Origin of the sequence: Rhodococcus sp. CX (genome assembly GCF_015865005.1) — a bacterium.
Lineage (GTDB): Bacteria > Actinomycetota > Actinomycetes > Mycobacteriales > Mycobacteriaceae > Rhodococcus.
In genome coordinates this window covers 1-2,384 of record NZ_JADZGH010000098.1, presented here as the reverse complement: position 1 = coordinate 2,384, position 2,384 = coordinate 1, and the positions used below count along the sequence as shown (strand labels likewise).

Below are 2,384 nucleotides of genomic sequence, written 5' to 3'. Positions count from 1 at the left end.
TGCACCCCCCACAAGGGTCGGGTGCGGTGGGCCACCCCCATGAGCAGACCGTCCTCGGTCCAGGCGACCGCTTCGAGTGCGTCGGGGACCTGCTCGACGATCAGCGAGTGGTAGCGCACCGCGGCGAAGCGTGGGGGCAGACCGGCGAACAGCCCGGTGCCGGTGTGCACGATCCGGGCCAGGCGTCCGTGCACCGGTTCGGGAGCCCGCACGACCGGCGCGCCGAACAGGTGGCACAAGCCCTGGTGACCGAGGCAGACACCGAGCACGGGCAGTCCGCCGTCGAGCAGTGCCCGCGCGCTGATCCCGAAGTCGCGGGGGCGGTCGGGGCGGCCGGGTCCGGGGGAGACGACGATGTTGTCGAACCGGGCCGGGTCGATGTGGTCCCACGGGGTGTCGTTGGTGACCACGGTCGGCGGCACGCCGTTGACCTCGGCGAGCAGGCTGTAGAGGTTGTAGGTGAACGAATCGTAGTTGTCGACGAGCAGGGTGCGGGTGGGCCGTGCGTCGATGGGCATGGCGGCCTCAGCTCCGGTTCTCGCCGACATCGGCGAGGCGCTGGCGGGCAGGGGGGTCGCCGTCGACGAGCAGGTCCTCGACCCGGCAGGCCTCGTCGATCAGCAACGCGTAGAGGTCGTGCAGAAATTCGATGGACAGACCGTGGCGGTGGGCGTAGTTCGCGGCGCGCTCGTGGACCTGCTGCATCCGTGCCGGTTGCAGCACGGGGATGGCGTGGCGCTGTTTGAGATCGGCGATCCGCGCGATGATGTTCAGCCGGTCGCGGACGTCGTCGAGCAATCTGCCGTCCACGTGGTCCAATTCGGCGCGCAGCCTGGCGAGTTCCACTTCCGGATCCGGTGCGTGGTTGTCGTTCATGGCCGTCACTCCCTGGTGCAGCAAACACGGAATTCCCTGCGGAATTTCCGATTCGCACGTACGAGTCGTCGCTTTCGAATATCGATCGGAGTGCGCTCATGATTACACGCGAAACGATCATGATGCCTTCGATTGACCGTTTTGTGGCGTGCCCGCGTCGCGGCCTTCACACACCGTCGGGAAAGACGACGAATGCCGCCGCGTGGACGGTGCCACGGGGCGGCATTCGGCGGAGTTTCGGTCGTCCGGGATCAGGCTCCGCGACGCTTGGTCTTGAGCAGTTCGAGGCGCTCCTTGAGCAGCTCGTCGAGTTCCTCGATCGAGCGGCGCTCGAGCAGCATGTCCCAGTGGGTCCGCGGCGGCTTGACCTTCTTCGGCTCCGGTGCGGCGCCTTCGACGAGCGTGCCTTCGAGGCCGTTCTTGCAGATCCAGGTGCCGGGAATCTCGGCGTCGTCGGCGAACGGTACGTCGAATTCCTCGCCGTTGTCGCAGCGGTATCGCGCGATGCGGCGTGGCGCCAGATCGTGGTCCCGATCGGTTTCGTAGCTCACCGCTCCGAGCCGGCTGCCTCGCAGTACACGATCTGCCATGGTGGTGTCCTCTCTTGTGTGCTCCGCCCGGGGGCCGCCGTCGGACGGCGAGCAACGACCGGGCGTCGATGCGTCCTGTATGCACAACGTCGACGCGGGCGAATCCGTTCCCGCAGCCCGCGGCGCAGCGGGGAGGCATCATTTTACCGGCCGCGTGCCCGGCCCCGGTAAGGTGTCGGCCCATGACCGGACGTGAGCGCAAACCGGAGACCTGCCTCTGGTGCGGGCGCCCGGTCCCCGATGCCGGGGTGGGCCGCCGGCGCCGGTACTGCCGCCGCTCGTGCCGGCAACGCGCCTACGAGCAGCGGTCCCTGACCCGCGAGGCCGGTCTGCCCGACGGCGCGGTGGTGCTCTCGGCGGAGGAAGCGGTCGCGCTCGCCGACCGGGCGTTCGAGGTGCGGTGCGCCGCCGAGGACGTCGCGACCGCGGTCGCCGAGGGCGCGGACACTACAGAGCTGACCGAACTGTGTGCCGAGCTGCTGCGGGTGGCCCGCGCCGCCGAGCGGATCCGCTGACCCGCCCCGTCCTTCTCGGACGCGGAAGCCACCCGCTGTCGCCGTCGGGCGGAGAAGCCGCCCCCTCGCCGTCAGGCGAAGAAGCCGCCCATCGTGTACACGACCTGGCAGAAGGTGCCGTTGACGTATTCCACGGACCCGAACAAGGCGGACAGGACCGGTCCGGTTCCGGTGTTCACGGTTTTCGACAGCTGGGGTACGCCGTTGACTGTGTCGTCGAGCGTTTCGATGCCGCCGCGGAAGTTGTCCATGTTCAGCCACACGAACTTCAGGTCGGCGCGGGCGGGCTGCACCGGGATGGTGGGGGCGACGAAGATCTTCAGCTGCCCGATCGCGACGTCCGGGTTGACGTTCGGGCCGGGGTGCCGGACTGGTAGATGTTCACCAGCAGGTCCTCGACGGG

General features: G+C 68.7%; 4 protein-coding genes and 1 pseudogene. 1 reads left to right on the top strand and 4 read right to left on the bottom strand.

The window, feature by feature from the left end; genetic code table 11:
- From I0Q12_RS10435 to I0Q12_RS10425, 3 genes are all read right to left on the bottom strand, one after another.
- Positions 1–518: aminodeoxychorismate/anthranilate synthase component II (locus I0Q12_RS10435; protein WP_197251853.1), on the bottom strand; the 518-nt coding region annotated here is incomplete at its 3' end.
- Positions 519–525: 7 nt separating this feature from the next.
- Positions 526–876: a chorismate mutase gene (locus tag I0Q12_RS10430; protein ID WP_197251852.1), complete on the bottom strand. Its 351-nt coding sequence runs from the start codon at positions 874–876 to the stop codon at positions 526–528.
- 251 nt (positions 877–1,127) lie between these two features.
- The gene (locus I0Q12_RS10425; RefSeq protein WP_197251851.1) at positions 1,128–1,466 is read right to left on the bottom strand and encodes an RNA polymerase-binding protein RbpA; all 339 of its coding nucleotides are present in this window, start codon (positions 1,464–1,466) and stop codon (positions 1,128–1,130) included.
- 182 nt (positions 1,467–1,648) lie between these two features.
- On the opposite strand from I0Q12_RS10425, the gene I0Q12_RS10420 reads away from it, so the two are divergent.
- Entirely contained in the window at positions 1,649–1,981 is a 333-nt protein-coding gene (locus I0Q12_RS10420) for a hypothetical protein (RefSeq protein WP_197251850.1), read from the top strand.
- Positions 1,982–2,052: 71 nt separating this feature from the next.
- Here the strand turns inward: I0Q12_RS10420 and I0Q12_RS10415 are convergent.
- Positions 2,053–2,384 (bottom strand): annotated as a pseudogene (locus I0Q12_RS10415) (hypothetical protein); the annotation flags it as partial.